The sequence below is a fragment of the Stenotrophomonas sp. MH181796 genome, from assembly GCF_009659995.1.
Lineage (GTDB): Bacteria > Pseudomonadota > Gammaproteobacteria > Xanthomonadales > Xanthomonadaceae > Stenotrophomonas > Stenotrophomonas riyadhensis.
In genome coordinates, this window is the sequence record NZ_RAHU01000002.1 from 110243 (window position 1) to 133253 (window position 23011).

Sequence of the window (23011 nt, forward strand, 5' to 3'; positions counted from 1 at the left end):
GATGGTTCGGAGGTCAGGGCTGGGCAGTCTGCAGGCTGTAGCTGGTGTTGGCGGTGAACACCGCGCCATCGGGCTGGGTGGAGCGTACCTCGACCTTGTGGCTGCCCACCGCCAGATCGGTCGGCAGCGCACCACGCCACAGGTGCGGCGACGCGGTAGCCTCCGGCGAGCGGTCGTAACCGCGCAGGTTGTTGGCAAGATCGTCGGCCACGTTCTCCACCATCAGGCGCGGATCGGGCTGGCTGACCTGTTTCATCGGCTGCCACGCGCCGCCATCCACGCGGTACTCGACCACGCTGGCGTCCTCACCCATGTAGACGTTGGCGTAGACACCCCACGCCGGATAGGCGCCCTGGCGCAGTACCTTCGGCGCATGCAGGCCGATCTGCTCGCTGGCCGGCTTGCCGGCCACGCGGTACTGCAGGCGATAGCTGCCGTTGCCGGCCACGTCGAGCAATGCATAGCCCTTCGGCGTGCCGTCGCTCATGGTGCTGTCCGGTACGCCGGCGGCATTCTTCACCCCCGACCAGAACGCACCGCAGTTGGCACCGACGTTGTATTCGTGCAGCGGCTTGTCGCCGTTCCAGCCCTCGGCCTTGCCGTGGTAGACGTGCTGCTGGGTGTGGCTGTGGCCGCTGAGCACCAGCACGTTGCGGAAGTCCTTGAGCAGGTCGAACAGGCGCTGGCGGTCGGCGTGGCGGAAGGTCTCGCGCCCCGGCGCGGCGTCGAACAGCGGGATGTGCATGCCCAGCACCAGCAGGCGATCCTTGTGCAGGCCCTTCAGGTAGCTGGCGAGGAAAGCGAACTGGTCTTCGCGCAGGCCGCCGATGTATTTCGGCTTGGCCTTGGGGTCGTAGACCACGTCGTCCAGGAACACGAAGCTGGCGCCACCCTCTTCCACCGCGTAGGTGTCCGGGCCGTAGATGTTGCGCCAGCTGTCCAGCGAATGCTCATCGCTGGCCGCATCGAAGTCGAGGTCGTGGTTGCCCGGCACGTGGAACCACGGCACGCCAAGCTGGGTAGTGACCTTGTTGATCGCCGGGTACAGGGCCAGGTCGTCGTTGACGATGTCGCCCAGGGTGGTGCCCATGCGCGCCCTGGTCTGGCCAACCAGCGGCGCCACGATCGACTGCTGGTAGTAGCCGATGTCCTTCAGGCTGGCGGTCTGCGAATCGGTGAACACCAGCATCTGGAAACCACGGCGGCTGTCATGGCGATCCGACTGCAGGGCGAAATCCCAGTTGCGGGTGACGTCGCTGGTCGCGGCGATGCCACCGTACTTCAGTGCCGGTGAACCGTTCGGGCGGTAGTGGCGCCAGAACGAAGGCAGGCCGTCGGTGGCCTTCGGGAAGGCGTACGCATCGGGCTTGATCACGAACACGGTCTGGCCGTCGCGCACTGGCAGGCTGTAGCTGCCATCGGCGGCGGTCTTGACGATGGCCTCGCCGTTGGAGACCTGCACCCCGGCCAGGCCCGGATCGGTCGCACCGCGCCCGGGTTTGCCGTCACGCTCCAGATAGACCTTGCCGCTGACCACGGTATCCGCGGCCCAGGCCGGCGAGGTCAGCAACAGGCAGCACAGCCAGGCGGCAGGCAGTTTCATGGGCGGTCCGGGAAAGAAAGACCGCCTATTGTAGATTCCGTTGATGACATCGCGCACGCTGTGGCGCATTGCCGGTAGTGCCGGCCGCTGGCCGGCAACCAGCCGATGCCCGACGATCATGAGGTTGCCGGCCAGCGGCCGGCACTACCGCTCTTCAACGATGGCGTTTTTCCAGCACCGCCCGCGCATCATCCAGCGACAGCCCGCGCGCGCGCAGCAGCACCAGCAGGTGGTACAGCAGGTCCGAGGCCTCGCCCAGCAACGCCTCGTCATCCTGCGCCACGGCGGCCAATGCGGTCTCCACGCCCTCCTCGCCCACCTTCTGCGCGATGCGGCGGATGCCCCCCTCGAACAGGCTGGTGGTGTAGCTGCCCGGCGGGCGCTGCGCCTCGCGCATCGCCACCAGCTGGCCCAGCCCGCCCAGGAAGTCCTTCGGTGCCTGGTCGAAACAACTCTCGGCACCGGTATGGCAGGTTGGCCCGGCCGGGCGTGCCATCACCAGAAGCGTGTCGGCATCGCAGTCGATGCTGATTGACTGCACCACCAGCACGTTGCCGGACTGCTCGCCCTTGGTCCACAACCGCTGCTTGCTGCGGCTGAAGAAGGTCATGTGGCCGATGGCCAGCGTGGCCGCCAGCGACTCGGCGCTGACATAGCCGAGCATCAGCACCTGCAGGGTATCGGCATCCTGCACCACCGCCGGCAGCAGGCCGTCGCCCTTGCCCCAGTCCAGCGCCTGCAGCGCATCCAGCGATGGCCTCACCTCAATAGACATCCCGCACCTCGATCTGCTGTCCGCGCAGGTAGCGCTTCAATTCCGGAATGGCGATGGCGCCGCTGTGGAACACGCTGGCTGCCAACGCGCCGTCGACGTCGGCCTGGTCGAAGGCCTCGGCGAAGTGTTCCATTGCACCGGCACCGCCCGAGGCGATCAGCGGCACCTGGCACAGGGCCCGCGCCTGCTGCAGCTGCACGACATCGTAGCCACGGCGCACGCCGTCGCTGTCCATGCAGTTCAGCACGATCTCGCCAGCGCCACGCCGTTGCGCTTCGACGATCCAGTCCAGGGTCCGCAGCGGTACCGCCTGGGTCTTGTCCGGGTCGCCACTGAAGCGGCGTACCCGCCACTGGCCATCAGCCTCGCGCACCGAATCGACACCGACCACCACGCACTGCACGCCGAACTCGTCTGCCAGCTCGGTGATCAGCTCCGGGCGACCCAGCGCCGGCGAGTTGATCGACACCTTGTCGGCACCGGCGAACAGCACGCGGCGCGCGGTTTCCACGCTGTCGATGCCACCGGCCACGCAGAACGGAATATCGATCAGACGCGCGATGCGCTCGATCCAGGCGACGTCGACTGAACGCGCCTCGGGGCTGGCGCCGATGTCATAGAACACCAGCTCGTCCGCCCCCTGGTCGCGATAGCGCTGGGCCAGTTCGGCGATGTCGCCCATGTCGACGTGGTCGCGGAAGCGCACGCCCTTGACCACGCGGCCATCACGCACGTCCAGGCACGGAATGATGCGGCGGCTCAACATGCCAGCGCCTCGCTCAGGTCCATGCGCTGCTCCAGCAGGGCCTTGCCGAGGATGGCACCGCCGCAGCCGGCAACACGCGCCTCGGCCACATCGGCCACGTCACGGATGCCACCGGAGGCCTGCACCGCCACGCCCGGCAGCAGCGCCGACAGGTGCTGGTAGAGGCTGATGTTGGGCCCGGCCAGCATGCCATCGCGGGCGATGTCGGTGCACAGCAGGTGGCGCATGCCGGCACGCGCATAACGCAGGGCCAGGTCATCCAGGGTCACGCCGGCGTTCTCGGTCCAGCCGTGCACCGGCAACTGCCATTGGCCCTGGGCATCCTGGCGGGCATCCAGCGCGATGGTGATGCGCTCGGCACCGAACTCTTGCAGCCAGCCGACCACTTCGTCGGGGTGGCGTACTGCCAGCGAACCCACCACCACGCGGCCGGCGCCGGCATCGAGGATGCGCGCCACGTCGTCGCAGCCGCGCACGCCACCGCCGGTCTGCACCTGCAGCGGCGTCTGCGCACGGATCGACGCCAGCAGCGGCGCAAGGGTGTAGCCACCGGCACGCGCAGCGTCCAGGTCGACCAGATGCAACCACTGCGCGCCCCGCGCAGCGAAGGCCTGTGCACGCGGCAGCGGATCGTCGCCATACGAGGTTTCCTGCGCGTAGTCACCCTGGCGCAGCCGCACCACGCGGCCGTCGCGGATATCCAGCGCGGGGTAGACGATGAAACTCATGCAGCAGTGCCCTCGAGGAAGTTGCGCAGCATCAGCGAACCGGTCTCACCGGAGCGCTCGGGGTGGAACTGTGCGCCGTAGTAACGCCCCTGCTCCACCACCGCAGTGAACAGGCCACCGTGGTCGCAGGCAGCAACAGTGTGGGTATTGAGTGGCGCCGCATAGCTGTGCACGAAGTAGGCGCTGGCGCGCTCCGGCACGCCTTGCAGCAGCAGCGATTCGCGCAGCGGGAGCAGGCGGTTCCAGCCCATGTGCGGCACACGGATGCCACAGGCCGGTACCAGCTTGCGCACCACGCCCGGAATCAATCCCAGTGTCTCGACGCCGGCCTCCTCGGAGCGTTCGAACAGCAATTGCATGCCCAGGCAGATGCCCATCAGCGGCACCTCCAGTCGCTGCAGCGGTTCCACCAGGCCCTGCGCATGCAGGCGCTGCATGCCGGGACCAGCGGCGCCGACGCCGGGCAGGATCACCCGCTGCGCACCGACCAGACCGTCCGCATCGCGCACCAGCCGCACCGTCGCGCCCAGGCGCTCCAATGCGTAGCGCACCGAGCCCAGGTTGGCACCGCCGGCGTCGATCAGCGCAACGTCGCTCACAGCGCCCCCTTGGTGCTCGGCAGTGCCGTGCCCTGGCGGGCCAATGCCGGGCGCAGCGCGCGCGCCAGTGCCTTGAAGCAGGCCTCGACCTTGTGGTGGTCGTTGTCGCCGCGCACCTGCAGGTTGAGGTTCAGGCCGCTGGCGTCGCACAGCGAACGGAAGAAGTGCGGCACCAGCTCGGTCGGCATATCGCCCACGCGCTCACGCTTGAACTCGCCCTCGAACACGAAATAGGGGCGGCCGCTGAAATCCAGCGCAGCGCTGGCCAGGGTCTCGTCCATCGGCAGGGTGAAGCCGTAGCGGCCGATGCCGCGCTTGTCGCCCAGCGCCTCGCGCAGGGCCTGACCCAGCGCCAGCCCGGTGTCCTCGATGGTGTGGTGCTCGTCGATGTGCAGGTCGCCCTCGGCCTGGATGTCCAGCGCGAACCCGCCGTGCTTGCCGATCTGTTCCAGCATGTGGTCGAAGAACGGCAGTCCGGTGGCGATGCGCGCATCACCGGCACGGTCCAGATCCAGTTCAACGCGGATCCTCGTCTCCTTGGTGTTGCGTTGGACCACGGCGATGCGCGGCGCATCGGCCAGCGCGTGGGCGATGCCCGGCCAGTCCCACTCGCCACCGAACTGCTCGGTGCGCAGCTGGAAGCCACGGATGTTGAGGTTGTCGGCGAACTGCAGGTCGGTGATACGGTCGCCGACCATGCCCGAACGCGCCCAGTCGATGCTGCGGTCCTGCAGGTAAGCGGTCATCAGGCCGATGCCCGGCTTGCGGGTGGGCGCCTTGTCCTGCGGCCAGCTGCAGTCGATCAGCACGTCACGGAAGGTGACCCCCTGGCTCTCGAAGATCTGCAGCATCAGGTCGTTGGGGCCATCGAAGCTGGCGCGCGGGTAGCTGTCGCTGCCGAGGCCATCCTGATTGGTGACGATCACGAACTGGTAGCCGGCATCCCGCAGCTTCAGCAGCGCCGGGATCACCTGCGGCACGAAGCGCAGCTTCTCGTAGGCGTCGATCTGGAAATCGGACGGCTCCTCGATGAGGGTGCCATCGCGGTCGATGAACAGGATCGGGGTCATGCTGCGGCCCTCCGCGCCGACAGGGCCGCAAGCACGCGGCCATTCTCTTCGAGGCTGCCGATGCTGATACGCAGCGCATCACCCAGCTGCGGCGCGGCGCGCTGGTCGCGCACCACCACACCGGCATCCAGCAAGGTGTCGAACGCTGCCTGCGCATCAGCGAAGCGGACCAGCAGGTAGTTGCCGGCCGAGCGGTGCACGCGACGAACGCCAGGCAGGCCCGGCAGCGCAGCGAACAGGCGTTCGCGCTCGGCGATGACCGTGGCCACGCGCTCGGCGGTACGTGCCAGTGCGGCCGGCTGCAGCGCCTGCACGGCCAGCTCGGCGCACGGGGTCGGCACCGGGTACGGCGCCTGGCAGCGGCGCAGTACGGCAATCAGTTCCGGCGCGGCGATCAGGGTGCCGATGCGCGCGGCCGCAAGTGCATGCGCCTTCGACAGCGTGCGCAGCACCGCCAGATTGGCGTGCGCGGCCAGCAACGTGGTCGCCGACGGGCGCTGCGCATACTCGACATAGGCCTCGTCCACCACCACCAGGGCCTGCCCACGCAGAGCAGTGGCGACGCGCTCGATCTCGTCCAGGGCGATGTCACTGCCGGCCGGGTTGGACGGTGCGCACAGGAAGACCAGCTTGGCGTTGCGCGCCTTGGCTGTATCGATCACAGCATCCAGATCGGCACGCAAGCCGTCTTCGGTATCCACCAGCGGCACTTCAATCAGTGCGGCGCCCTGCAGGCGTGCGCAGACCGCGTACATGCCGAACACTGGCGGCGTGACCAGCACGCCATCGCGGCCCGGCACGCACAGGGCACGCACCAGCAGATCAATGGCTTCGTCGCTACCGCGGCCGATCAGCAGCTGCTGCGGCGTTACTCCATACAGCCCAGCCAGGCCCTCGCGCAGGGCCAGCGGCTGCGGCTCGGGGTAGCGACGGCTGCTGCCGGCGCTGTCGGCCGGATTCGCCCAGGCCGATTCGTTGGCATTCAACCAGACCTCGCCCTGCACCGCTGCACTGCGCGCCGAACTGTAGCCAGCGAAGGCCTGCAGGTCCGGGCGCACCAGCGCCAGCACCTCATCGATAGACACGTTCATGCCGCTGCCTCCATGCGCAGGGCCACTGCACGCTCGTGCGCATCCAGGCCTTCGGCGCTGGCGATGATGCGTGCGCAGCCGCCGATTGCTGCCAGGCCGGCGGCGCTGGCGCTCTGCACGCTGATCAGGTTCTGGAAGCTGGCCACGCTGACACCGCTGTAGGCACGTGCGGCACCGGCGGTGGGCAGCACGTGGTTGGTGCCGCTGCAATAGTCACCCAGTGCCTCGGGCGTGTAGTCGCCGAGGAACACCGAGCCGGCTGCCTGCACCTCTCCCAGCCACGCGCGCGGATCGCGCAGGGCCAGGATCAGGTGCTCGGGCGCGTAGCGGTTGCTGATCGCGAACGCCTCGGCCAGCGAATCGACCTGGATCAGGCGCGACGCCGACAGCGCCTGGCGCGCGATCTGCTGGCGCGGCAGCAGGGCCACCTGGCGCTCCACCTCAGCCTCGACCGCCGCCAGCATCGCGGCATCATCGGTCAACAGCAGTACCTGCGAATCCGGACCGTGCTCGGCCTGCGACAGCAGGTCGGCGGCAACGAACGCCGGATTGGCGCCGGCATCGGCGATCACCAGTACTTCGGAGGGACCAGCCGGCATATCGATGGCGGCAGCGCCATCCTGTGCGACCTGCTGCTTGGCTTCGGTGACGAAGCTGTTGCCGGGCCCGAACAGCTTGTCGCAGGCCGGAATGCTGATCGTGCCATAGGCCATCGCGGCGATCGCCTGCGCGCCGCCCAGCTTGAATACGCGCTGCACGCCGATCAGCCGCGCGGCTACCAGAACCGCAGGATCGGCACTGCCGTCGGCGCGCGGAGGCGTGCACAGCACCACCTGCGGGCAGCCGGCCAGCTGCGCCGGAACGCCCAGCATCAGCGCGGTGGACGGCAGCGGCGCGCTGCCGGCCGGCACATACAGACCCACCCGGCCGATCGGACGCAGCATGCGTTCGCAGACCACGCCCGGTGCGGTTTCCACCGCATACCCCGTACCCATGCCGGCGGCGTGGAAACGGGCGATGCGTTCGGCGGCTTCCACCATGGCCTGGCGCAGTTCGGCCGGGACGGCGGCTTCGGCCGCAGCGAACTCGGCTTCGCTCACTTCAAAGGCTGGCAACTCGACACCATCGAAGCGCGCGGTGATCGCACGCAGCGCGTCGTCGCCCTGTGCGCGCACCTGTGCGATCAGCGCGGCCACGGCATCGCGGGTCTGCTGCGCCACGGTCTGCACCGGGCGGGTCAGTGCCGCGCTGCGCGCGGCCTCATCAAGTCGGGACCAGATCAGACGGTTCATGCCAGCGACCGCTCCACGCTCAGTACCATCAGGCCCTGCGCACCCGCGCGCTCGAGTTCCTCCATGCGCTGCCAGCTCAGTGGGCCGGGGCACATGGTCTGCAGGCGCAGCGCGCCGCCATCGGCCGGCAACCGCACCAGCGGCTCGGCATCGGCCAGCAGCTGCGCCAGCGCGTCGACGCGGTCCTCGCTGGCACGGAACATCAGCAGCTTGCGGTCCTGGCGCTGCACCACACCGTCGAGGCGGCGCAGCAGCATCGCGCGCAGCGATGCACGTGCATCATCCGGCACGCGCACCGCACCGGCCAGCACTGCCTCGCTGTCGAGCAGATTGTGCACCGGGGTCAGCTGATTCGCGCGCAGGGTGGCGCCGCTGGACACCAGATCGCAGATGAGGTCGGCGGTGCCCAGGCGCGGAGCGATTTCCACCGAACCGGACAGCTCGACCACCTGTGCGTCCACGCCCTGCTCGGCCAGCCACTGCTTGAGGATGGCCGGGTAACTGGTGGCGATGCGGGTGCCGGCCAGCTGCGCCGGACCCTGCCACTGCCATTCCTCGGGCACCGCCAGCATCAACCGGCACTGGCCGAAGCCCAACCCGCGCAGCGCCTGATAGGCGTCCGGCAGGCCGATCTGACGGCGTGCCGCGGCCTGTTCGTCCAGCTCGTTGCGGCCGACGATGCCGAGGTCGCAGACGCCGTCGGCGATCAGGCCGGGGATGTCGTCGTCGCGCACCAGCAGCAGGTCGACCGGCAGCGATTCGCCGTAGCAGAACAGCTTGTCGCGGCTCTCGCGCCAGCTCAGGCCGCAGGCGCTGAGCAGGTTGCGGGCGGGCTCGGCCAGCCGGCCACTCTTCTGGATGGCAATGCGCAGCCGGTCGCGTGCCGGTGCTGCCTGGGTTGCACTCATGGGGGAGGTCTCGAAGTTCGGAACGGGGCGCGGATCAGCGCGAGACAAGGCGGTCGATGGCGGCGGCATAGCCTTGATGGCCATGCTCGAGCGTGCGTGCCACCCGTCCGGTGGTGGTCACGCTGACGCCGGTGCGCTCGTGGATCTCGCGGTACGGCACGCCCTGCTGCAGCAGCGGCACCACTTTCCAGCGGTCGGCCATGGCTTCCAGCTCGGCCGGGGTGCACAGGTCACGCAGGAAGGCCTCGACCTGTTCCGGCTCGCGCAGGGCGGCAAAGGCTTGGGCCAGGGCTTCCAGGTCGGCCTTCGGGTCTTTGGCGGCAATCTCGGGGCGGGCTTTCACGGGGTCGTATCCATGCATCAATGTAATAGCGCGTTAGTACATTAGCGCATTCTTGCGCAGTGCGTCAAATCGAGGATTGAGGGGGCCGCAGGGCTGCTGCCCTGCACCCGCAGAGGCAAGAGCCAGAGCAACAGCGGGCATTCCTTGGGATGGCGGGGTGGGTCCGGTCGAGGGGGACGCTGCAAGTACGTCCATGTAAGCTCGGTCGCCGCTTGCTCGTGTGCGCAATCCTGCGCACACGGCAAGGCCGGGGTTGGGCGTCCTGCCCAACCCGCCCGAGGCATGCCTCGGGCCCATGCGGCTCACGCCCCCTCAACCGGACCCACCCCACCTTCGACGGTTGGCCGCGATCTGCTGGATCTCGCTGGGAAAGTGATCGAGAAAGGCTTTTGTAGAGTCGAGCCATGCTCGACTGCGCTTCGTCCAGAAACGCAAAACGCCCACCAAGGGGCGGGCGTTCTGCTTTCAAATCAACAACCTGGCCCGACTCAGGGCAGACAGCGCACCTCCGCCTGCAGCGCGCCGCGCCGCAGGCATTCGCCAAACAGGCTGCCCTGCCGGCTCGGCAGGGGCTGGATGTTCTCCAATGACCCCACACCCGCGGGACACTTGCGCGAGGCCAGGGCCTGAAGGTCGTCCTCCAGCTGTGCGCGGTCGATCGCATGGCAGCGATCAACCACCAGCCGATACTGCGCCGGACCGATCCGTGCACTGTGCAGCGCCGGGTCGCTCTGGCAGCCCGCCAGCAGGAGGACGATCAACCCTCCTGCCGCGGCCCGCATCACACCATCGCCTTCGACTGCTCCAGCTCCACCAGCAGGGTGCTGGCCAGCTCGTCGCGGGAGACTTCGAACTGCTGCTCGCGCAGCAGGTCCTTCACTGCCACCACGCCGCGCGCCAGTTCATCCTCACCGACCAGCACCACGAAGCGGATGCCGGCCTTGGCCGCGTACTGGAACTGCTTGCCGATCTTCTTCGGCTCCATCTGCACTTCGGTGTTGATGCCACCGGCACGCAGGCGGCGGGCAATGTCCAGCGACTGCGGCATGCCCTGCTCGTCCATCAGCGCCACCAGCGCCTGCACGCTGCTGGCTTCGATGCCGTCGATCAGGCCCGCCTCGCGCAGCTGCCAGAACAGACGCGACAGGCCAATGGAGATACCCACGCCCGGCAGCTTCGACTTGCTGTAGTGGCTGGCCAGGTCTTCGTAACGGCCGCCCGAGCAGATCGAGCCGATCTGCGGGTGGTCGGTCAGCGTGGTCTCGTAGACGGTACCGGTGTAGTAGTCCAGGCCGCGCGCAATGGAGAAGTTCAGGCAATACGCGGTTTCCGGCACGCCCAGCGCCTGCACCAGCTGCAGCACTTCGCGCAGTTCGGCGATGCCGGTACGCAGGATCTCCGAAGAACCGGCGTCGGCTTCCAGCGTTGCCAGCTGCGCCAGCGCATCGGCATGGCCCTGCGAACGCACGGCCACGATCGACAGGATCTTCTCGACCTGCTCGGCCGGAATGTCGAAGCCCTCGCCCACCAGCGTCTCGCGCACGTAATCGGCGCCGCGCTTGTCCAGCTTGTCCACTTCGCGCAGCACCGCCAGCTGGCGCTCGCCTTCGGCCACGCCCAGGCTCTCGAAGAAGCCGCGCATCAGCTTGCGGTTGTTCAGCTGGATGCTGAAATCACCGATGCGCAGTTCCGAGAACACCGCATGGATGACCGCCAGCACCTCGGCGTCGTAACGCACGCTCAGGCTGTCCTTGCCGATCACATCGATGTCGCACTGGTAGAACTCGCGGAAACGACCGCGCTGGGCGCGCTCGCCGCGGTAGACGCGCTGCATCTGGTAGCGGCGGAACGGGAAGGTCAGTTCGTGTTCGTGCTCGGCCACGTAGCGTGCCAGCGGCACGGTCAGGTCGAAGCGCAGCGCCATTTCCGGCAGCGAGCGGTCACCCGATTCGGCCGCGTTGGCCAGCGCGCCGGTGGACTGCACGAAGTACACCTGGCGCTCAGTCTCGCCACCGGACTTGGTCAGCAGCACGTCGGACAGCTCGAACACCGGCGTCTCCACCGGCAGGAACCCGAAGCGCTCGTAGTTGCGGCGGATGACGTCCAGCATGCGCTGGAACGCAATCTGCTCGCGCGGCAGCAGTTCAAGGGTGCCGGGCGGGGTACGGGGCTTGATCACGGGCGGAACTCCTGCTGGAACGGGACGTGGGAGGGGGCGACATTCTAGCGCCCCCGCCACGGGCAGGGTCGAACGGCCGCTTGAAGTATCATAAGGCCCTCCCCGCCCGCGATACGCCCCCCCGCAACATGTCACGGCCTTCCGGCGCTCCGCCCGCCACCAACGATCCCGCCTCGCCGTCCTGCACCACGCTGGACTGCCTGCACTGCTCGGTTCGCCACCTTGCGGTGTGCTCGGCGCTGTCGCCCGATGAAGTGCAGGCGCTGGAGCAGGTCACCGTCTCGCAGCAGGTCAGCATGGGCAGCACGCTGGCCCGCACCGGTGAAGAGCGCGACCATGTCTATACATTGACCGGCGGCGCACTGCGCCTGGTGCGCACCCTGGCCGACGGCCGCCGCCAGATCAACGGCTTCGTGCTGCCCGGCGACTACCTGGGCCTGAGCGGCAGCGACCACCACCGCTACGACATCGAGGCCATCGCCGACAGCCGTGTATGCCGCGTCGCGCTGCCACAGATGAAGGCCCTGCGCAGCCGTTTCCCGCACCTGGAGCGCAAGCTGCTGCAGCGCGCGTGCCAGGAACTGGATGCCGCGCAGGACGCCGCGCTGGCGCTGGCACGCCTGCAGCCGGCCGAGAAGCTGGCCGATTTCCTGCTGCGCCTGGCCGCACGCGAGGCCAAGCTGGGTGGCGACGGCCTGCGCGTATCGCTGCCGATGGGCCGCGGCGATATCGCCGACCATCTGGGCCTGACCATGGAAACGGTCAGCCGCACTTTCACCAAGCTGCGCCAGCAAGGGCTGATCGCCCTGCCCCACCTGAACGTGGTGGAGATCCTCGACGAGGACGGGCTGCGCACGCTGGCCGGTGAAGGGTTGATCTGACCGCATGCGGTCCGTGGGGTTGGCGGCCAGCGGCCGGCACTACCCGAATGCATTTCCCTGGTAGTGCCGGCCGCTGGCCGGCAACCGCGTCCATCGCCGGTCAGCGCAGCAACACCTCACGCAACGCCGTGTAATCGGCCGCCAACGGTTCGGCGTGCGCCGGCCGCTGCAGCAACGCATCCAGCACAGGCGGCACCGCCACCGCTTCGCCGATCAGCGGCTCGACCACGGCCTCGAACTTGGCCGGATGCGCCGTGGCCACCACCGCCCAGTCGCCCTTGGCACCGCGCGCACGCAGGTCCTGCAGCACCTTCACCGCCGTCGCCGTGTGCGGGCAGAACAGCTCGCCGCGGCTGGCATGCGCTGCCGCAATCGTCGCGCGGATGGTCACGTCATCCACCGCGAACGCGCGGAACGCAGCACGCAGTTCCGCGTCGTCGCCGCGGTAGAGCCAGCGCAGTCGCTCGAAGTTGCTCGGCGCCCCCACATCCATTGCATTGGCCACCGTCGCCACACTGGCCTGCGGCTGGTAGTCGCCACCATTGAAGTACGCCGGCAGCACGGCATTGGCATTGGTGGCCAGCACGATCTGCCCGATCGGCACGCCCAGCGCTCGCGCCAGCACGGCCGCCATCGCGTTGCCAAGATTGCCGGTCGGCACCACCAGGTTGAGCCGGCGACGATGCGCCGCGTAGTGGGTCAACGCTGCATGTGCGTAATAGCTCATCTGCGGCAGCAGTCGGCCGAGGCTGATGCTGTTGGCCGAGCTCAACGGCACCTGCGCCTGCAGTTCGCGGTCAGCCAGCGCCTGCTTGACCATCGCCTGGCAATCGTCGAATGCGCCCGCCACACGCAGCGCCTGGATGTTGTCGCCGAAACAACCGAGCTGGTGCGCCTGGCGCGGAGATACGCGGCCATCCGGATACAGCACCACCACGCGCACGCCCGGCTGGCGATGGAAGGCCGCCGCAACGGCGGCACCGGTATCGCCGGACGTGGCGACCACGATCGTCAGATCGCGGCCCTTGCCGGCCTGCAGCCGCGAAAGCGTACCGGCCAGGAAGCGCGCGCCGATGTCCTTGAACGCCGCCGTCGGCCCATGGAACAGCTCCAGCACGTGGTCGCCATCGCCGAGCGCACGCAGCGGCACTGGGAAGTCGAACGCCTCGCGGCAGATCGCCGGAAGCGCGGTCTCAAGTGCGTCGCCAGCAAAGAACGGTGCCAGCAGATCGGCGGCGGTATCGGCCAGGGTCGGCCCGGCCTGCAGTTCGCGGACGGCCGGCAGAAGCGCGGGGACATACAGCCCACCATCGGGCGCCAATCCGGCGGCGATCGCCGCGCTGAGGCCAACGGCCGGAGACTGGCCGCGGGTCGAAACAAATTGCATGGGTTGGGTATCCAGTAAAGGGGAAGGATTCAGCACAAGCGAGCTCCCGGTGCATCCAGCGGTGACACCCAAGCATCGCTGTCGAAACCTGCGGCCGCAAATGCGGCCTGCACCGATGTGGCGGCGGCAAGTGCCTGGTCGGCATCCTCGAACCAGGCAAACACGCTGGGTCCGGCACCGGAGATGCCTGCGCCCATTGCATGGGCCGACAGCGCCGCATCACGGGCAGCTTCGAAGCCGGCAATCAATCCGGCCCGGCGCGGCTCCACCAGCACGTCGCGCAATCCCGCGCGCACCAGTGCGGCATCGCTGCGATGGCAACCACTGAGCACCAGTGCGAGGTTCGCGCTCTGTGCCACGAACTCGCCCAGCGCATAGCTGCCCTGCAGGGCCTGGCGTGCGCGGCGTGTTTCCAGCACCGCGTGCGGATGCACCAGCAGGCTGTGCCAGCTGGCCGGCACCGGGATCGGCAACAGGCGATCAGCCGTACACAACGCCAGGCCACCCAGCAGCAGCGGGCCGACGTTGTCACCGTGACGGCCACCACTGGCCACTGCCTCGCCATCCAGCGCAAACGGGTACAGCGCCTCACGCGACAGCGGTGCATCCAGCAGCGCGTTGGCAGCAACCAACGCAGCAACGCATGACGCTGCCGAACCGCCCATGCCGGAACCGAACGGAATGCCCTTGTCGATTTCCACCGCGAAACCGAAGTCCAGGCCCAGCCCTGCGCGCAGCGACATCAACGCAGCACCTGCCGTGTTTCCGGCCGCATCCAGTGGCAGCTCGACGACGCTGCCGCGGATCGCCTCGATGCGCACCACCGGCTCGTCGATGCGGCGCACGCTCACCGTATCGCCAACACCGGCAATGGCATGGCCGAGAATGTCGAAGCCCACCGCTACGTTGGCCACCGAGGCGGGCGCGAACGCACGTGCAATCACAGCCGCGCTCCTTCGCCGGCGGCCACCCGCAGCAGGTCAGCGAACACGCCGGCCGCCGTGACTTCCGGTCCAGCACCCGGCCCCTGCACCACCAGCGGGTTGTCGCAGTAACGGCGGGTGCGGAACTGCACCACGTTGTCGGTCAGCCGCAGGTTGGCGAAGGCGTGATCGGCCGGCAGCTCCTGCAGACCGACCGAGGCGCCATCGGCACCCAGCTGTGCCACATAGCGCAGCACCGCCCCCCGCGCCCGCGCGTCCTGCAGGCGCTGCAGCAGGCTGGCATCAGACTCACCCAGCCGCGCCATGAACTCATCCACGCTGCCGTCGCGCAGCAGCGCCGGCACAAGGCTTTCTACCTGTACCTGTTCCAGGCTGAGCGCGTGGCCGGCTTCGCGGGCGAGGATCACCAGCTTGCGCGCCACATCCACACCCGAAAGATCATCGCGCGGGTCCGGCTCGGTGTAGCCCATCGACCGCGCCTGCGCGACCAGCTGCGAGAACGGCTGGCTGCCATCGAAGCGGTTGAACAGCCAGGCCAACGTGCCGGAGAAGATGCCTTCAATCGCCAGCACCTCGTCACCGGTATCGACCAGATCACGCAGCGTGGTGATCACCGGCAGGCCCGCGCCGACCGTGGCCTCGTAGCGGAAGCGCGCACCACTGGCCGCCGCAGCGGCGCGGATGCGCTGGTAGCGCGGCAGCGGCCCGGCACCAGCCTGTTTGTTGGGGGTGACCACGTGGATGCCGGCCGCCAGCCAGCCCTCATAGCGCTCGGCCACCTCGGCACTGCCACTGCAGTCGATCACCACCGCATGCGGCAGGTGCGCGGCCAGCAGGTGTTCGGTGAAACGATCCAGATCGCTGGACTCGCCCGCTTCGCGCAAGGCCTCCCGCCAGTCGGCGTGCAGGCCATCCACTTCCAGGCGCATGCGCGAACGCGAGGCCAGCGCGCGCAGGCGCAGATCCACATTGGCCTTGGCCAGCAGCTGCGGGCGTGCGGCCAGCAACTGGTCCAGCAGTGCGGCACCGACGTTGCCCGGCCCGATCACACCGACCGCAAACGTCTGCGGCGACAGCCAGAAGCCGGCATGCGCGGCGCGCAAGGCGCGGGTGGCATCGGCACTGTCCACCGCCACTGAAATGTTGCGCTCGGACGAGCCCTGCGCGATCGCCAGGATGTTCACCTGCGCACGGCCCAGCGCCTCGAACAGACGTGCGGCCACGCCGGGCTGGCCGGCCATGCCGTCACCGACCGCGGCCAGCACACTGACCCCTTCGCTGACCTGCACGCGCTGCACCTGGCCCACCGACAGCTCATGCGCGAACGCGTGCAGCAGTGCCTCGCGGCCACGGCCGGCTTCAGCAGCACGCACCACGCAGCAGATCGAATGTTCCGACGACCCCTGCGAGATCATCACCACCGACACCTGCGCCTGGCGCAGGGCGGCGAATACGCGCTCTGCAGTGCCCGGCACGCCGATCAGACCGGTGCCTTCCAGGTTCAACAGGGCCAAGCCGGGGCTCAGGGTCAGGCCCTTCACCGGCCCGCGCGGCGAGCGCTCGGCGCTGATGCGCGTCCCCGGATGCGTCGGCTGGAAGGTATTGCGGATGAAGATCGGCAGGCCGAGGCGGATCGCCGGCGACATCGTCTGCGGGTGCACCACCTTGGCGCCGAAATAAGCCAGCTCGCAGGCCTCGTCGTAGCTCAGCGACTCCAGCTGCACCGCCTCGGGCACCAGCCGCGGGTCGGCCGACAGCACGCCGTCGACATCGGTCCAGATGTGCAGTTCATCGGCGTTGAACAGCGCGGCGAAGATCGCACCGGAGTAGTCGCTGCCGTTGCGGCCGAGCGTGGTGATGCGGTCATCGCGATCACGTGCGACGAAGCCGGTGGCAACCAGGCGCGGCTGCGGATGCTGCAGCCGCCACTTGGCGAGGCGGTCGGCGCTGGCTTCCCAGTCGACATCGACACCCAGTTCGCCATGCCCCACCACCAGCACGTCGCGCGCATCCAGCACTGCACAGTCTGCGCCCAGCGCCTGCAGGTGCGTGCCGAGCAGCTGCGCGGAGAACACTTCGCCCAGGCCCTGCACGCGGTCGAGTACTTCGCGTGGCAGCTCGCCGATCACCGCCAACGCCGCCAGCACTTCGGCCAGTTGATCGAAGCGGGCGTCGATCCATTCGACGGTCTCGCCCACCTGCTCGCCCAGCAGGGCCACGGCGGCGCCACGATGGCGCGCGCGCAGCGCATGCCAGGCCTCGCGCCAGCCGTCGTCCCCCTTGGCTGCCAGCTGGGCCAGATCGATCAGTGCGTCGGTGACGCCCTTCATCGCCGAGACGACAGTGACCTGCAGCGATTCGGGGCGGGCCAGCAGCAGGCCGGCAACATGGCGGTAGCGTTCGGCATCGGCCACCGAGGTGCCACCGAACTTGTGCACGACGATGGACGGTGCAGCCAGATCGGCCGGGGCAACGGGATGAGCGGGGGCGTGGGAAGACATGCAGACCTCGGTAGGAGGCCCCGTCGCATGCAGGTGTCGAGTTTCCCCGCCACCTGTATGGTGCGGGGCCGTGGTTTTCGGGAGTTACACGAAGACGACGGGCCGCACCAGGGCAGTGGTGACGGTGGTGGTGGTAATGGTGGTGGTGGCGACCGGCGCAGTCGAACGGCCCGCAGTGGCGGGGGCGATCAGGCTGGCATGGGCGGCATCAAGAACCATGACGCACAGAAAACACCGTGCGCCGGGCCGCTGTCAAGTGCTGCGATGCAAAAAATCGTTGCCGCGATCATCGGCCAACGTGCCGGCATTTGGTTGCATCTGAGACCAAGCGGCCATCAGCATGCTTGACGGCCGCATTCAGCCGGCATGTTCGGCGATCGCACGGGGCGTGCGATGCGCATGCGCGCACAGCATCACGCCGGCCACCAGGAACACGATCGCCAGCGCTTCCAGCAGCGAGGGCCACCGCTGCTGCCAGGCGAATGCGTAGAGCAACGCGAACAGGGTCTCGAATACGATCATCTGGCCGGTCAGGGTCAGGGGCAGCAGGCGGCTGGCACGGTTCCAGAACGCATTGCCAAGGATCGAGGCGACCACCGCTACACCCGCACTGATCGCCCAGAAACCACTCCACTGCGTCGCCGTGTGCCCGCCGGCGTGGCCGATGAAGGCCATCGGCACCAACAGCAGAGCCAGGCCGCCGGTGGTGACGCCAGTCAGCAGCGACCAGTCGTGGCTGGACAAGTCCGGTCGGCGCGCCAGCCAGCGGCTGTTGCCGATCGAGTACAACGCCCACGAGAACAGCGCGCCGAATGCGCACAGCAGGCCGATCAGGCGCTGCCGCCACGGGGTTGCCAGATGCTCGGACATCAGTGCTTCCCAGCCAACCAGTGCCACGCCCAGCACGCACAGCCCCAGTGCCGGCAGCAGCTGCTTCAGCGGTACAGCGCCCTGCTCGCGCACACCGACCAGGGTCACCACTACCGGAATCAAGCCGACGATCAAAGACGCCGCCGCACCGCCGGCCCACTGCACCGCCGTCGCCAGCAGCAGGAAATACACCAGGTTCCCGGCCAGGCTCAGCCACAGCAGGCCGATCCACTCGGCGCGGCCGAGCCGTGGCGCCAACCGCTTCCAGCGTGGCAGCAGCAGGGCTACGGCGATCAGGCCGTAGACCAGATAGCGACCGGCGGACAGTTGCAGGGCATTGAACGACTGCAGTACGGCGGGCGCGAGGAAAACCACGCCCCACAGTGCGCCAGCGGCAACGCCATTGGCGATGCCCAAGGCCATCGGGTTGTTGCGCATTCGGGTTCTTCGGGGGGGAGAACAGGCCGCGCAGTGTAAGCGCTGGCCGCTGGGCGCTCTTGACCGAGGCTACTGCCCTGGCCGGCCGCGCCTATGGGAAGCCGAGCATGGGCTCGGCTCTACAGGACACCGGCTTTTGTAGCGTCGAGCCATGCTCGACTGCCGTTCGCGAGGTGGTCGGTGCAGAAGCACTCGAGCCTGGCTCGACGCTACAGTCCGGCGCTCCTGCGCCACGCGGCGGGGGTCTGCCCACACTCACGGCGCAGCGCGCGGGTCAGTGCGCTCTGCTCGGAATAGCCTGCGGCCAGCGCGATATCACTGATCGGCGCCGTGCTGGTGCGCAGCTGGTGCTTGGCCCAGCGCAACCGGCATGTACTGAGCCATGCCTGGGGGCTGAGCCCGAACTCACGCTGGAACAGCGCGTGCAACCGGCTCTCGCTGACCCCGACAGACGCGGCCATGCGCGCCACCGGCCACGCCTGGCCCGGATCGGCCTGCACTGCCGCACACAGTCCCTGCATGCGCGCGCCACTGCCGGCCGGTGCAAACACCTGCAGCAGCTGCGGCAGCAGGGCCGGCATCGGCTGCCCGTCCTGCACGCCCGCCAGGCGTTGTCGCAGCGCATGCGGCAGGTGCAGCCAGCGCTGCCGGCACAGATGCTCCTGCGTGCCGTCATCAAGCACGCCGGGAGGACAATCGACGATCACGAAACCGTTCGGGCCATCGGCCATCTGGTCATGCGCTTCGCCGGCCGCGACGAAAACCCCCTGCAGCAGGTCGAGGCGACCACCGCGGCCTTCCATCTCGAAGTGCAGTTCGCCCTGCAGCGGCAGCACCCACTGCGCGTAGTCATGGCGGTCCAGGCCGGTGGCCTGGCCGTAGTGCCGCAGGTGGAAGATGGCGCCCATCCGGGCAGTGTGCGCGTGTAACAACGGCCGTGCAAACCGCTGCTATAGTCGATCCGTCATCCAACGCAGGGAGTGCAGGACATGACCCATCGGCAGGTGTCACTGGTGCTCGCCAGCAGCCTCGGCCTGGCGCTTGCTGTTCCAGCCCTGGCACAGGAACGCACCCCTCCCGCCCCACACTGCATGGACGCGGTTGGCGTGCAGGAAGTGGAACAGGCCTCACCCCGCTCGATCGCGCTACGCGCGGCCTCCGGCCAGGCCTATCGCATCGACTTCAGCGAGGATTGCCCCGGCGTCCGCACTGCCACCACGCTGAAGCTGGAAGCACCTGCCGGCTGGGCCTGTGGTCGCCCCAGCGAACGCGTCGTGGTCGACGGCCGCCGCTGCGGCATCAGCGCGGTCACCCCGCTGCAGGATCGCGACTACGCCAGCGTCGCCCGCGACAGCGACCGCCTGCGCACGGCCACCCTGCCCGCCGTGACCATCCGCGAGCGCAAGGAAATCCGCCGCAGCTTCGGCGGCTCGCCGTCGTACTGCTTCGCCACCCGCAACGTCCGCGCGTGGTCGTCCGACCCGCAGGGCGTGCTGGTGGAGACCAATCCGCGCCGCAATGGCGGCCACCGCTACTACCGGGTCGAACTCGGCAGCCACTGCCGCCAGCTCGACCGTGCGCCGCAGCTGAGCTTCCACTCGGGCCTGCAGAACGGCCTGATCTGTGGCAATCCCGGCGATCGGATCATGACTGCCGAGTTCGAGACAGACGATCTGCGCGGTGAAAGCATCGCCCCGCTGCCGCAGTACACCCGCGGCAGCTGCGCGATCCAGGCGGTCTACCCGGCCTCCAGCCAGACGTCGAACTAACCGTCGACGCCCAGGAAGGTGAACGGTGCACTGGGCACGAAGTGACCCAGCGCATCGCCTGCAAAGGTGTTGCGCTGGTCCTTGCCAAGGTCGAGCTTGAGCACCTGGCCGCCGAAATCGACCTTGTTCAGATCGACCCAGAAGGTGTTCGGGGTCAACGCCGACTCGAAGAAGTACAGCCGCCGCTTGTGGTCGGCCACGGTGCGCCAGCGCGTGGATGAGATGTTCGGCTCACCCGGCGTGGTGATGCCATACGGCACCGACGCGTTGCGGATCACGCTGAACACACTGGCCAGGGCCTCCACCGGGTCTTCGGCCTTGGGAATGGCGTTGATGTAGAACGAGGCGCGCGCGAAACGATCGGCGGAGCGATTGGTGCCCGGCAGCATCACCGTGCCACCGATCTGCTGCCAGTAACTGTTGAGGGCCAGCTGCTGCTCGAAGATCGGCGAGTTGGTCATCACCTGATAGCGCCGGTCATGGTGGATCACCTGGCGACCGCCGATGTACTCGACGATGGCGCTGTCGCCGGTGGCATCGGACAGCGACAGGTGCAGCGTCGCCTGGCGGTCTTCGCCCGGCACCTTGTCGGTGACGATCGAGTACGGTTCACGCTTGAGCGCCGCGACCGCCTCATCCACGGTGGCGAAATTGTCCAGCACATACTGCGCCCACAGCGAGATCGCCAGTCCCGGCTTGTTGCCTCGCTGCTGCGGATACTCCGATTCCACCAGCCACAGCAGGTTGGCCACCAGGCCCTTTTCGTTCATGCCATCGGTGGTCGACACGTCGTAGCCGGTAGCCACCACGCTGCCGTAGCGCGCAGTCCAGGCCAGCGACTTCGGACCGGCCAGGCCGGTGCGTGCGATGCCACGCGGCAACACGTAGAGGTTGGTCGCCACATCGACCTTCCAGTCCATCGAGCGCGCGGTGATCACATCGCCGTTGTCGCCCCGATACACCGCACGCGTGCAGGCCAGTGCCGGCGTGATCGCAGATGCCAGCGCCATGGCCAGCATTGCCTTTCCCTTCCACTTCATCCGTGCCATGTCGTTACGCTCCTTTCCCCGTGATCCGTCGATCTGACCCGATCCATGGTGACACAGGGGTGAAGTCTCAGCGCACGAAGCGATCGTGCAACCAGAAGCCCACCACCATGGCAGGCACGAACCACAGCGCTTCACGCGATGCGACAGCCAGCCCGGCGATGGCCGGTCCGGGGCAGTAACCAGCCCATCCCCAGCCGATACCGAACAGTGCAGCACCCAGCAGCAGGCGAGCATCGACATCACGTGCACTGGGTAGCTGGAAGCGCAGCGCGAACCACGGCTGCGCGCGTCGCAGTACCCAGCGCTGCCCGACGGCACTGACCAGCAGTGCCGAGCCCAGCACCCACATCAACGTCGGATCAAAATCACCGGCCACATCGAGGAAGCCGAGTACCCGACGCGCGTCGGTCATCCCCGAGAGCGCAAGCCCCGCGCCAAACAGCGCACCTGCCACCGCGGCGGCCACGACCGCGCGGCTCATGCCAGGCCTCCGCCGTGACGGACCAGGAACGTGGTCAGCATCGCGCAGGCCATGAACACCAGCACTGCCAGCAGCGAGCGCTTCGAGCCGCGGGCCATGCCACAGACACCATGCCCACTGGTACAACCACTGCCCAGGCGCGTGCCGAAGCCCACCAGCAGGCCGGCGCCGATCAACTGCCAGGCGGGCAAGGCATCGCGTAGCAGCACGCGTGGCGAGGCTTCGGGCAGCGACTGCCACCATAGCGCCATCCCCGCTGCTGCGAGGAGACCCAGCAGGAATGCCCAGCGCCAGCCGCGCTCACCTTTCGCTGCACGCAGGCTGCCCGCAGCGATCCCGCTGATACCCGCCACGCGCCCGACAGTGGCGAGCAGCAACACCGCGGCGGCGCCGATCAGCGCACCGCCAGCCACCGCAGTCCATGGCAGGTTCATGCCCTGCCCTCTTTTGCGCCGCTCATGGGATTGCCCTTTGATTTAGATTTATCTAAATTAGACACTTCTAAACAAAAAGGTCAACCATGGCCCGCACCCCGCTCGACAGCGCCGCCATGGCCGAACACGCCGCCGAGGCTGCAACGCTGCTCAAGAGCCTGGCCCATCCTGCGCGGCTGCGCGTGCTGTGCCGCCTGGTCGAAGGTGAGGCACCGGTGCCGGAACTGCAGGCACTGACCGGCCTCAGCGCATCAGCGCTGTCACAGCATCTGGCGGTGCTGCGCCAACTGGATATCGTCGCGACGCGTCGCGAAGCGCAGGCAATCCACTACCGCGTGATTGAAGGGCCCGCACTGGGCGTGCTGCAGGCGCTGCATGCCGCCTACTGCGGCAGTGCCTCGCGCTGAATCTCAACCGGCATTCAGCGCCGGCTGCACCACCTGGTCGAGCAGGTCCACCGGCGTGGGGGCCGATCGGTCGCCCTGCAGGGCACGGGTGAACCCCGACCAGTCGCTGGAAGACAGCTGGCGCAGCAGCGTTGCATCCACCGGCAACGCGCGCATCGACCAGTACGGAAACTGGCGCTGGCCCAGGCGGCCGCGCGCCAGCTCGATGATGTCGACATGGCTGCCGGCCTGCAGGATGCGCTCGTACACCGAGTCGATACCGTCCGGCGGCCCCTCGATGTACTGCAGGAATCGCCCGCCGTCATGCAGCAGCACACCGGTCACGCCCGCCATCTTGTTGAAGCGTGCCGCGTCTTCGACCAGCGCCTGCAGCCGTTCGACGGAGAGCTCCGGCAGCGCCTGGCTGACGTAGGCGATGGCACGCAGTGGCATGGTGCTTCCTTGACAAGATGTACACCCACGGTAGCAGTTGCGGACGAGCCCGTCTCAATACACC

The 23011-nt window shown here is 68.2% G+C and carries 25 protein-coding genes; 4 read left to right on the plus strand and 21 right to left on the minus strand.

What is annotated here, in order from left to right; genetic code table 11:
* Positions 1-13 precede the first annotated feature (13 nt).
* The 12 genes from D5301_RS04265 to hisS form a co-directional block, all read right to left on the minus strand.
* Positions 14-1603 carry a calcineurin-like phosphoesterase family protein gene (locus D5301_RS04265; protein WP_153854921.1) on the minus strand — a complete coding sequence of 530 codons (1590 nt, stop codon included), beginning with the start codon at positions 1601-1603 and terminating at the stop codon, positions 14-16.
* A 154-nt stretch (positions 1604-1757) separates the two neighbouring features.
* A complete protein-coding gene (gene hisIE / locus D5301_RS04270; protein WP_110712132.1) occupies positions 1758-2378 on the minus strand; it encodes a bifunctional phosphoribosyl-AMP cyclohydrolase/phosphoribosyl-ATP diphosphatase HisIE in 621 nt (206 codons plus the stop codon).
* The gene (gene hisF / locus D5301_RS04275) at positions 2368-3144 is read right to left on the minus strand and encodes an imidazole glycerol phosphate synthase subunit HisF (protein WP_005409431.1); all 777 of its coding nucleotides are present in this window, start codon (positions 3142-3144) and stop codon (positions 2368-2370) included. Before hisF ends, hisIE begins: the two co-directional genes overlap by 11 nt.
* Complete coding sequence (hisA, locus tag D5301_RS04280; protein WP_153854922.1) at positions 3138-3872, minus strand: 1-(5-phosphoribosyl)-5-[(5-phosphoribosylamino)methylideneamino]imidazole-4-carboxamide isomerase; 735 nt, start codon at positions 3870-3872, stop codon at positions 3138-3140. The genes hisF and hisA overlap by 7 nt, the downstream gene beginning before the upstream one ends.
* Positions 3869-4471: an imidazole glycerol phosphate synthase subunit HisH gene (gene hisH, locus D5301_RS04285; protein ID WP_008268504.1), complete on the minus strand. Its 603-nt coding sequence runs from the start codon at positions 4469-4471 to the stop codon at positions 3869-3871. The genes hisA and hisH overlap by 4 nt, the downstream gene beginning before the upstream one ends.
* Entirely contained in the window at positions 4468-5541 is a 1074-nt protein-coding gene (gene hisB / locus D5301_RS04290) for a bifunctional histidinol-phosphatase/imidazoleglycerol-phosphate dehydratase HisB (RefSeq protein WP_153854923.1), read from the minus strand. The genes hisH and hisB overlap by 4 nt, the downstream gene beginning before the upstream one ends.
* Positions 5538-6632 carry a histidinol-phosphate transaminase gene (hisC, locus tag D5301_RS04295; RefSeq protein WP_153854924.1) on the minus strand — a complete coding sequence of 365 codons (1095 nt, stop codon included), beginning with the start codon at positions 6630-6632 and terminating at the stop codon, positions 5538-5540. Before hisC ends, hisB begins: the two co-directional genes overlap by 4 nt.
* Positions 6629-7924: a histidinol dehydrogenase gene (gene hisD, locus D5301_RS04300; protein ID WP_153854925.1), complete on the minus strand. Its 1296-nt coding sequence runs from the start codon at positions 7922-7924 to the stop codon at positions 6629-6631. The genes hisC and hisD overlap by 4 nt, the downstream gene beginning before the upstream one ends.
* Positions 7921-8832, minus strand: a complete 912-nt coding sequence (gene hisG / locus D5301_RS04305) for an ATP phosphoribosyltransferase (protein WP_010482592.1) — start codon at positions 8830-8832, stop codon at positions 7921-7923. The genes hisD and hisG overlap by 4 nt, the downstream gene beginning before the upstream one ends.
* Before the next feature lie 34 nt (positions 8833-8866).
* The gene (locus D5301_RS04310; protein WP_153854926.1) at positions 8867-9193 is read right to left on the minus strand and encodes a YerC/YecD family TrpR-related protein; all 327 of its coding nucleotides are present in this window, start codon (positions 9191-9193) and stop codon (positions 8867-8869) included.
* 470 nt (positions 9194-9663) lie between these two features.
* Entirely contained in the window at positions 9664-9936 is a 273-nt protein-coding gene (locus tag D5301_RS04315) for a hypothetical protein (RefSeq protein ID WP_228756315.1), read from the minus strand.
* A 20-nt stretch (positions 9937-9956) separates the two neighbouring features.
* Entirely contained in the window at positions 9957-11354 is a 1398-nt protein-coding gene (hisS, locus tag D5301_RS04320; RefSeq protein WP_324187261.1) for a histidine--tRNA ligase, read from the minus strand.
* 128 nt (positions 11355-11482) lie between these two features.
* On the opposite strand from hisS, the gene D5301_RS04325 reads away from it, so the two are divergent.
* Positions 11483-12235 carry a helix-turn-helix domain-containing protein gene (locus D5301_RS04325; RefSeq protein WP_032127414.1) on the plus strand — a complete coding sequence of 251 codons (753 nt, stop codon included), beginning with the start codon at positions 11483-11485 and terminating at the stop codon, positions 12233-12235.
* Between the two features lie 100 nt (positions 12236-12335).
* On the opposite strand, the gene thrC is transcribed toward D5301_RS04325, so the two are convergent.
* The 3 genes from thrC to thrA are packed head-to-tail and all read right to left on the minus strand — an operon-like array spanning position 12336 to position 17067.
* Positions 12336-13622, minus strand: coding sequence for a threonine synthase (gene thrC, locus D5301_RS04330; protein ID WP_153854928.1), 1287 nt, complete (start codon positions 13620-13622; stop codon positions 12336-12338).
* Between the two features lie 29 nt (positions 13623-13651).
* A complete protein-coding gene (locus D5301_RS04335) occupies positions 13652-14566 on the minus strand; it encodes a homoserine kinase (protein ID WP_324187262.1) in 915 nt (304 codons plus the stop codon).
* Positions 14563-17067 (minus strand): bifunctional aspartate kinase/homoserine dehydrogenase I, encoded by a 2505-nt coding sequence (gene thrA, locus D5301_RS04340; RefSeq protein ID WP_153854929.1) that lies wholly within the window; start codon positions 17065-17067, stop codon positions 14563-14565. Before thrA ends, D5301_RS04335 begins: the two co-directional genes overlap by 4 nt.
* Positions 17068-17094: 27 nt before the next feature.
* Between thrA and D5301_RS24005 the strand changes: the two genes are divergently transcribed.
* On the plus strand, positions 17095-17415 hold the full coding sequence (locus tag D5301_RS24005; protein ID WP_180847209.1) for a hypothetical protein: 321 nt from the start codon (positions 17095-17097) through the stop codon (positions 17413-17415).
* Positions 17416-17424: 9 nt separating this feature from the next.
* Here the strand turns inward: D5301_RS24005 and D5301_RS04345 are convergent, their stop codons facing one another.
* Together D5301_RS04345 and D5301_RS04350 are read right to left on the minus strand one after the other, a co-directional pair.
* Positions 17425-18375 carry a DMT family transporter gene (locus tag D5301_RS04345; protein ID WP_153854930.1) on the minus strand — a complete coding sequence of 317 codons (951 nt, stop codon included), beginning with the start codon at positions 18373-18375 and terminating at the stop codon, positions 17425-17427.
* 209 nt (positions 18376-18584) lie between these two features.
* Positions 18585-19283 (minus strand): AraC family transcriptional regulator, encoded by a 699-nt coding sequence (locus tag D5301_RS04350; RefSeq protein WP_153854931.1) that lies wholly within the window; start codon positions 19281-19283, stop codon positions 18585-18587.
* Positions 19284-19364: 81 nt separating this feature from the next.
* On the opposite strand from D5301_RS04350, the gene D5301_RS04355 reads away from it, so the two are divergent.
* Positions 19365-20144: a DUF6491 family protein gene (locus D5301_RS04355; protein ID WP_153854932.1), complete on the plus strand. Its 780-nt coding sequence runs from the start codon at positions 19365-19367 to the stop codon at positions 20142-20144.
* Here D5301_RS04355 and D5301_RS04360 read toward each other — a convergent pair.
* The 3 genes from D5301_RS04360 to D5301_RS04370 form a co-directional block, all read right to left on the minus strand.
* Entirely contained in the window at positions 20141-21193 is a 1053-nt protein-coding gene (locus tag D5301_RS04360; protein ID WP_153854933.1) for a linear amide C-N hydrolase, read from the minus strand. The genes D5301_RS04355 and D5301_RS04360 overlap by 4 nt on opposite strands.
* Before the next feature lie 67 nt (positions 21194-21260).
* The gene (locus tag D5301_RS04365) at positions 21261-21674 is read right to left on the minus strand and encodes a DUF6691 family protein (RefSeq protein ID WP_032127422.1); all 414 of its coding nucleotides are present in this window, start codon (positions 21672-21674) and stop codon (positions 21261-21263) included.
* Positions 21671-22108: a YeeE/YedE thiosulfate transporter family protein gene (locus D5301_RS04370; protein WP_153854934.1), complete on the minus strand. Its 438-nt coding sequence runs from the start codon at positions 22106-22108 to the stop codon at positions 21671-21673. The genes D5301_RS04365 and D5301_RS04370 overlap by 4 nt, the downstream gene beginning before the upstream one ends.
* Positions 22109-22194: 86 nt before the next feature.
* Between D5301_RS04370 and D5301_RS04375 the strand changes: the two genes are divergently transcribed.
* Positions 22195-22515: a metalloregulator ArsR/SmtB family transcription factor gene (locus D5301_RS04375; protein ID WP_153854935.1), complete on the plus strand. Its 321-nt coding sequence runs from the start codon at positions 22195-22197 to the stop codon at positions 22513-22515.
* 3 nt (positions 22516-22518) lie between these two features.
* Here D5301_RS04375 and D5301_RS04380 read toward each other — a convergent pair whose 3' ends face one another.
* On the minus strand, positions 22519-22947 hold the full coding sequence (locus D5301_RS04380; RefSeq protein WP_153854936.1) for a BLUF domain-containing protein: 429 nt from the start codon (positions 22945-22947) through the stop codon (positions 22519-22521).
* Positions 22948-23011: the final 64 nt, after the last annotated feature.

What these genes read in the sequence shown, in the direction of transcription:
- D5301_RS04265 (WP_153854921.1), bottom strand. Translation starts at nt 1,603, where the DNA reads ATGAAACTGCCTGCCGCCTGGCTGTGCTGCCTGTTGCTGACCTCGCCG.
- hisIE (WP_110712132.1), bottom strand. Translation starts at nt 2,378, where the DNA reads ATGTCTATTGAGGTGAGGCCATCGCTGGATGCGCTGCAGGCGCTGGAC.
- hisF (WP_005409431.1), bottom strand. Translation starts at nt 3,144, where the DNA reads ATGTTGAGCCGCCGCATCATTCCGTGCCTGGACGTGCGTGATGGCCGC.
- hisA (WP_153854922.1), bottom strand. Translation starts at nt 3,872, where the DNA reads ATGAGTTTCATCGTCTACCCCGCGCTGGATATCCGCGACGGCCGCGTG.
- hisB (WP_153854923.1), bottom strand. Translation starts at nt 5,541, where the DNA reads ATGACCCCGATCCTGTTCATCGACCGCGATGGCACCCTCATCGAGGAG.
- hisC (WP_153854924.1), bottom strand. Translation starts at nt 6,632, where the DNA reads ATGAACGTGTCTATCGATGAGGTGCTGGCGCTGGTGCGCCCGGACCTG.
- hisD (WP_153854925.1), bottom strand. Translation starts at nt 7,924, where the DNA reads ATGAACCGTCTGATCTGGTCCCGACTTGATGAGGCCGCGCGCAGCGCG.
- hisG (WP_010482592.1), bottom strand. Translation starts at nt 8,832, where the DNA reads ATGAGTGCAACCCAGGCAGCACCGGCACGCGACCGGCTGCGCATTGCC.
- D5301_RS04310 (WP_153854926.1), bottom strand. Translation starts at nt 9,193, where the DNA reads ATGCATGGATACGACCCCGTGAAAGCCCGCCCCGAGATTGCCGCCAAA.
- D5301_RS04325 (WP_032127414.1), top strand. Translation starts at nt 11,483, where the DNA reads ATGTCACGGCCTTCCGGCGCTCCGCCCGCCACCAACGATCCCGCCTCG.
- thrC (WP_153854928.1), bottom strand. Translation starts at nt 13,622, where the DNA reads ATGCAATTTGTTTCGACCCGCGGCCAGTCTCCGGCCGTTGGCCTCAGC.
- thrA (WP_153854929.1), bottom strand. Translation starts at nt 17,067, where the DNA reads ATGTCTTCCCACGCCCCCGCTCATCCCGTTGCCCCGGCCGATCTGGCT.
- D5301_RS24005 (WP_180847209.1), top strand. Translation starts at nt 17,095, where the DNA reads ATGCAGGTGTCGAGTTTCCCCGCCACCTGTATGGTGCGGGGCCGTGGT.
- D5301_RS04345 (WP_153854930.1), bottom strand. Translation starts at nt 18,375, where the DNA reads ATGCGCAACAACCCGATGGCCTTGGGCATCGCCAATGGCGTTGCCGCT.
- D5301_RS04350 (WP_153854931.1), bottom strand. Translation starts at nt 19,283, where the DNA reads ATGGGCGCCATCTTCCACCTGCGGCACTACGGCCAGGCCACCGGCCTG.
- D5301_RS04355 (WP_153854932.1), top strand. Translation starts at nt 19,365, where the DNA reads ATGACCCATCGGCAGGTGTCACTGGTGCTCGCCAGCAGCCTCGGCCTG.
- D5301_RS04360 (WP_153854933.1), bottom strand. Translation starts at nt 21,193, where the DNA reads ATGGCACGGATGAAGTGGAAGGGAAAGGCAATGCTGGCCATGGCGCTG.
- D5301_RS04365 (WP_032127422.1), bottom strand. Translation starts at nt 21,674, where the DNA reads ATGAGCCGCGCGGTCGTGGCCGCCGCGGTGGCAGGTGCGCTGTTTGGC.
- D5301_RS04370 (WP_153854934.1), bottom strand. Translation starts at nt 22,108, where the DNA reads ATGAACCTGCCATGGACTGCGGTGGCTGGCGGTGCGCTGATCGGCGCC.
- D5301_RS04375 (WP_153854935.1), top strand. Translation starts at nt 22,195, where the DNA reads ATGGCCCGCACCCCGCTCGACAGCGCCGCCATGGCCGAACACGCCGCC.
- D5301_RS04380 (WP_153854936.1), bottom strand. Translation starts at nt 22,947, where the DNA reads ATGCCACTGCGTGCCATCGCCTACGTCAGCCAGGCGCTGCCGGAGCTC.